At 65.6% G+C, this 6,000-nt stretch carries 3 protein-coding genes and 1 rRNA gene; 3 read left to right on the forward strand and 1 reads right to left on the reverse strand.

What is annotated here, in order from left to right; genetic code table 11:
• The first annotated feature begins 8 nt into the window (after window positions 1-8).
• Window positions 9-121 (forward strand): 5S ribosomal RNA (rrf, locus tag AC1DOP_RS26985).
• A gap of 198 nt (window positions 122-319) precedes the next feature.
• Window positions 320-2,662 (forward strand): TonB-dependent receptor, encoded by a 2,343-nt coding sequence (locus AC1DOP_RS26990; RefSeq protein ID WP_442124960.1) that lies wholly within the window; start codon window positions 320-322, stop codon window positions 2,660-2,662.
• On the opposite strand, the gene AC1DOP_RS26995 is transcribed toward AC1DOP_RS26990, so the two are convergent.
• Entirely contained in the window at window positions 2,663-4,822 is a 2,160-nt protein-coding gene (locus AC1DOP_RS26995) for a TonB-dependent receptor family protein (protein WP_442124961.1), read from the reverse strand.
• Window positions 4,823-5,077: 255 nt separating this feature from the next.
• Between AC1DOP_RS26995 and AC1DOP_RS27000 the strand changes: the two genes are divergently transcribed.
• On the forward strand, window positions 5,078-6,000 hold a 923-nt coding region (locus AC1DOP_RS27000), incomplete at its 3' end, for a zinc-binding dehydrogenase (RefSeq protein ID WP_442124962.1).

Here is a 6,000-nt window from a genome sequence, read left to right on the forward strand (position 1 = left end):
AAGTCATGCCTGATGACCATAGCAAGTCGGTACCACCCCTTCCCATCCCGAACAGGACCGTGAAACGACTTTGCGCCGATGATAGTGCTGCAACCAGTGTGAAAGTAGGTTATCGTCAGGCTAATTATTCGCAGAAGCCCGCTCAATTCATTGAGCGGGCTTTTTGCTTTTCTGCGCTCGACATTCGATCGCTCCATTCCGCTACACTCATTCACAGCACCTGTATCGTTTCCGAACAATTCAGCTTCCCATACCGGGATCGGCCAGTTGGCATGTCATTTGCTCGCATTACGACAAACCACAAGACCAGGGGACATGGATGGCGCATCGAATCGGTCGCGCGGCAGGCGCCGCCGTCGCACGGCTTGGCATGCCTTTCCTGTTGCTCCTCGCTGGCACCGCCACCGCCGAAGAGCCGCGCGTCGCCAGGGTCGAGGTCGTCGGCCTTGCACCTGTCTATGGACTCGGCATCGATCGCGACCTGTTGCCTTACCCGGTACAGTTAGCAAGCGACAAAGCCATCCGCAAGGCGGGCGGGGAGAACCTGGCCGAATTCATGGCGCACAACCTGAGCGGCGTGAACGCGAACGAGATTTCGGGCAGCCCCTTCCAGAGCGATATCACCTTCCGCGGTTTCCGCGCATCGTCCATACTGGGCAGCTCACAGGGCATCTCCATCTACCTGGACGGCGTGCGCGTGAACGAGCCTTTCGGCGATGTGATCAACTGGGACATGATGCCGGAGGCGGCGATCGGCGACCTGGCCCTCGTCACCGGCGCCAACCCCCTGTACGGCCTGAACACGCTGGGCGGTGCGCTCGCCTTCAGGACCAAGTCCGGTCTCACGGATCCGGGCGGCGAGCTCGAATTGTCGGTAAGCAGTCAGGGCCGGCGCCGCAGCGACATCGCCTACGGCTGGCAGGGCAGCGGTGGCTGGCATGGCTTCATCGGCGCCACGCTGTTCGACGATACCGGCTGGCGCGCTCACTCCGCCGGAAGGCTGGGCAATATGCTGGCCAAGCTTGGCCAGGCGAGCGGGGCCACCGAGTGGAGCGCGTCGCTGCTCGCCGGCCGCAGCCGTGTGCTCGGCAACGGATTGCTGCCGGACCTTCTGTATCGGGATGAGCGCAGCGCCGTCTATACCTATCCGGACACGACCCGCAACCACCTGGTTCAGGGCACCTTCAACCTCACGCACCGCCTTGCTCGCGACAGCGAACTGAGCGCCGTCGCCTATGTTCGCAACAGCCGTCGCGAAACCGTCAACGGCGATGTCAGCGAGGATTACGGCGATTACGCCGAGGACTGCGCCGCCGGCTTTGGTGCCGATGGCGCGCCGCGCGAGCCGGCTTCGTGCGGGGTGACGAGGGAGCAGGGCGCTGCAATGCATGCCGGCGTACTGAATACGACCAGTACGCGCCAGAATGGCAGCGGCGCCAGCCTTGCGTTCGGCACCCGGCGCGGCATATTGCGCCTGGACGGCGGCGCCAGCCTGGACCGCAGCGACGTCGAGTACGCCCAGTTCGCACAAGCGGCATTCGTGACCGCCGCGCGTGAAGTCATCGGCGATCCGCTCGAGTCGCGCGAGTCGACCTCATCGGTGGTCGGCAAATCGCGTACTGCCGGGGTCTATCTTTCCGCCTCCATGGAAGTCGCGCCGGGAACGCAACTGACGGCCAGTGCGCGCTATGGCCACACACGCGTCGAGAACACCCTGAGCAACGAGCGGGGCGTGCAGCCGCGGGAAGGCTTCAGCTACCGCCGCCTGAATCCCGCGCTCGGCTTCACCCATGTGCTGCTTCCGCGTGTGACATTGTTCGCCAACCTTGCTCAGGGTAGCCGGGTGCCGACCGTGATCGAGCTGGGATGCGCGGACCCGGACAATCCGTGCCGCCTGCCGGTCGGCCTGCAATCCGATCCCTACCTGAAGCAGGTCGTTGCGCGCACCATGGAGGCCGGGGCGCGCGGCCGCTTCCAGCAGGATGGCGTGTCGGGCAGCTATTCGCTGTCCCTGCACCGGACAGTCAACCGCGACGACATCCTGTTCCTGAGCTCGCCGTCGCGCCAGGGCTATTTCTCGAATTTCGAGCGTACCCGTCACCAGGGCCTGGACGCCATGCTGAGCCGCCAGTCCGGACGGCTCGGGCTGCGCCTCGCCTACAGCTACCTGCAGGCGGTGTACGACGCCGACGGCGAACTGTTCACCGGTGCGCGCCATGTCCAGATCCGGCGCGGCACCCGGATGGCGGGCCTGCCGCGCCATACCGGCAAGCTGTCGCTGGACTGGAACACGAGCCCGGCGCTGACCCTCGGCATGGACATCCACGCGGTATCGAGCCTGGTCACGCAAGGAAACGAGGACGGCCTGATCGAGGATGCCGAAGACGGCAAGGATGCGCAGCGCGCCGACCGGCGCGTGCATGGCTATATGCTGCTCGGCTTGCGCGCCAGCTACCGGCCGGCAGATCAATGGGAATTTTTTGCACGCATCAGCAACGTGTTCGACCGCCGTTACGAAACCTTTGGTGCGCTGGCGCCGGACCTGTTTCCGCATGGCCGCCTGCTCGCGCCGCACGAGCAGGCCGGCGAGGCCGAACAGGCGCGTTTCGTGGCGCCGGGCGCACCGCGGGCCGTGGTCGCGGGCCTGCGCTATCGTTTCTGATCAGAAGCGATATTCGGTGGTGAGGCCGGCCATCCACTGTCGCCCCGGCGCCGCTTCGTAAAAGCGTTTATTGGTGTCGCCGACGATGACCGAGCCGATGTAGTTACGGTCGAACATATTGTTCAGGCGCAGGAACTCCTTGAAGCGCCAGCGATCGCGGCCCTGGCGCGCCTGGAGGCGCAGGTTCACTAGCGCATAGCCGGGCGCCGGGCGCTCGGTATTCGTATCCTCCGCATACACCTTGCCGTTCGCAATGGTTTCCAGCGCAACCCCCAGGCGTCCGCTCTCGTCCTTCCAGGCAAGCTCGCCATACATGCTCGCGCGCGGCACGCCCGGCAGGCGGCTGCCGGCCGGCACGGCGCCGAAGCCGGTCTGGTAGCTTGCGCGCAGCATGCTCAGGGTCAGCTTGCCGCTGAAACCGTTCTTGAGATCGGTGTCGAGGGACACTTCGGCGCCGCGGCGCAGTGTCTTGCTCGCATTGCGATAGCTGGTGCGTCCGCCGACCGAACTGTCGACCACCAGTTCGTCGTCGGTGCGCACCTGGAACAGCGCCAGGTCGATACGCGTGTCGCTGCCCAGCACGGTCTTCGCGCCGATCTCCAGGTGGCGGCTCCTGGCCGGCGCCAGGTGGAAGTTGAAGCCGGTGGCGCCGCTCGAATAGAACAGCTCGTTCAAGGTCGGGGTCTCGAAGCCGCGCGCCGCGCTCGCGTACAGGTTCAGTCCTCGCTCCACCTTGTACAACACCCCGAGCACCGGCGTGGTGCGCCGGTAGTCGATCGTGCCGCTGTCGTTGCCGTTGCCGAGGAAGCGGTCCTCGACCTCCACCTTCAGGCGGCTGTGGCGCAGGCCGGCCGTGAGTACCCAGGGACCGCCCTGCCATTCGGCCTGCAGGTAGGGATCGATGCCGGTCAGCACGTCGGTCTCGTCGCGCCGCAGCGTGCCCTTGACGCCGAAGCGCGGGACGGACTGCTCGAGGACGAAGTTCTCGTAGCCCTTGCGGTCGTCCGTGGAGCGGTCGATGTCGATGCCGACTGTCGTGCTGAGCTTGCCGCCGGCGAGAGGACGCACGAACATCCAGTTGAGGTCGGCGCCGTAGAAGTCGCGGTCGAAATCGACCACGCCGCCGGAATGCGTGGGCGGCGCCTGGAAGGCGCGCGAGAAGGACTGGTACTGGATCACGCCTCGGTTGCCGCCATACACCGTCGCGTGCAGGCGGTCCTCTCCGAAGCGCTGCTCGAAGGTGGCGCCGATCTGCTGGTGGTCGATGCTCTTGCGCGTGTCGTAGCGGTCGGCCAGCGTGCGCTTCGGCGTCCGGGTATCGGTGGCGTCGATTTCGCCGGCGCGCGGATTGCGCTCGAAGGTGGCCCAGGTAACGCCCAGCGGATCCTGGGTGTCGTGCTGGGACAGGCTGCTGGCGGTGACCGTCAGCTTGCTCGTCGCGCCTGGCCTGGTGGTCAGCTTTACCATGCCCTGGTCGCGCCGCGCAGCGCTGTGTGCACGGTAGCCCTCGGTATCGAAGCGCGAGGCATCGATCACATAGCCGAGGCCCTCGGTTTCGCCCTCGGCGTTGACGTCGAGCTTGACCATGCCGTCGCTGCCGCCGGACAGGCTGGTTTCCAGTACCGGACTGCCGCGTCCCTCGCGCGTGAACAGTTGGATCACGCCACCCGCGTGGTTGCCGTAGACGACGGAGAACGGTCCGCGCAGCACTTCGATGCGCTCGGCCATGTCGAGGTTGAAAGTGGCTGCTTGTCCCTGGCCGTCCGGCATGGTGGCCGGGATGCCGTCGGCGAACAGGCGCATGCCGCGCACGCCGAAGGTGGAGCGCGCGCCGAAGCCGCGCGACGAGATCTGCAGGTCCTGCGCGTAGTTTTGCCGGTTCTGGATCACCAGTCCCGGTACCGCAACCAAGGCTTCGGAAGCGTTGACGCGCATCTGCGTATCGCGGATGCGCGATGCGTCGACGACGTCGATCGCCGCCGGGAAGTCGGCACGATCGTGCTCGGCACGACTGCCGGTGACGATCACGACGGGAATGCCGGCCGCCGCGCCGGCCGCGCCGGTCCCGGTATCGGCCGCGTACGCCGGGCAGGCGAGCGCCACGCCGCCGGCGGCACACAGCGCGGCGATGGCGTTCAGCCTGCATGGTGGGTGCGTCATCTGTTCTCCCTGTTCCGGATTTATGGTTTGCAATCCAAGCAATATGCCTGCCATCCCATTCGATCCCTGGACGGCGTGCCGGTTTCCGGTTTCCGGCGGCAGGACACCTGCTCCAGATTTGCACAGTTGCCGCCCGAGTGTTGCGGTTCCGGCACGGGCGTACACGAACTCTGCACAGGTTTCCTAGGCCAGGCGCCTGGCACGACCCTTGCGAATGCCTGGACGTAGCACAAGACCATTCACAACGGAGACACCATGAAAACGAGAGCCGCCATCGCATGGAAGGCCGGGGAACCCCTGACGATTGCCGACGTCGACCTGGAAGGCCCGCGCGCCGGCGAAGTGCTGGTCGAGGTCAAGGCCACCGGCATCTGCCATACCGATTACTACACGCTGTCGGGCGCCGATCCGGAAGGCATCTTCCCAGCCATCCTCGGTCATGAAGGGGCGGGCGTCGTCCTCGAAACCGGTCCCGGTGTGACCAGCGTCAAGCGCGACGACCACGTTATTCCGCTCTACACCCCGGAATGCCGCCAGTGCAAATTCTGCCTGTCGCGCAAGACCAACCTGTGCCAGGCCATCCGCTCCACCCAAGGCCGCGGCCTGATGCCGGACGGTACTTCGCGCTTCTCGCTGGACGGCCAGCCGATCTACCACTACATGGGCACCTCGACCTTCTCGAACTACATCGTGGTGCCGGAAATCGCGCTGGCAAAAATCCGCGAGGATGCTCCCTTCGACAAGACCTGTTATATCGGCTGCGGCGTAACCACGGGCGTGGGCGCGGTGATCTTCACGGCCAAGGTGGAACCCGGCGCCAACGTGGTCGTGTTCGGCCTGGGCGGCATCGGCCTGAACGTCATCCAGGCGGCCAGGATGGTCGGCGCCGACAAGATCATCGGCGTGGACATCAACCCTGGCCGCGAACAGATGGCGCGCCAGTTCGGCATGACCCACTTCGTCAATCCGAAGGAAGTCGGGAACGTGGTCGACGCCATCGTCCAGCTGACCGACGGCGGCGCCGACTATTCCTTCGAATGCATCGGCAACGTCACCACCATGCGCCAGTCGCTGGAGTGCTGCCACAAGGGCTGGGGCCAGTCGATCATCATCGGCGTGGCCGAAGCGGGCAAGGAGATTTCGACCCGTCCGTTCCAGCTGGTCACCGGCCGCGTCTG

The organism is Massilia sp. 01N410, from assembly GCF_056399665.1.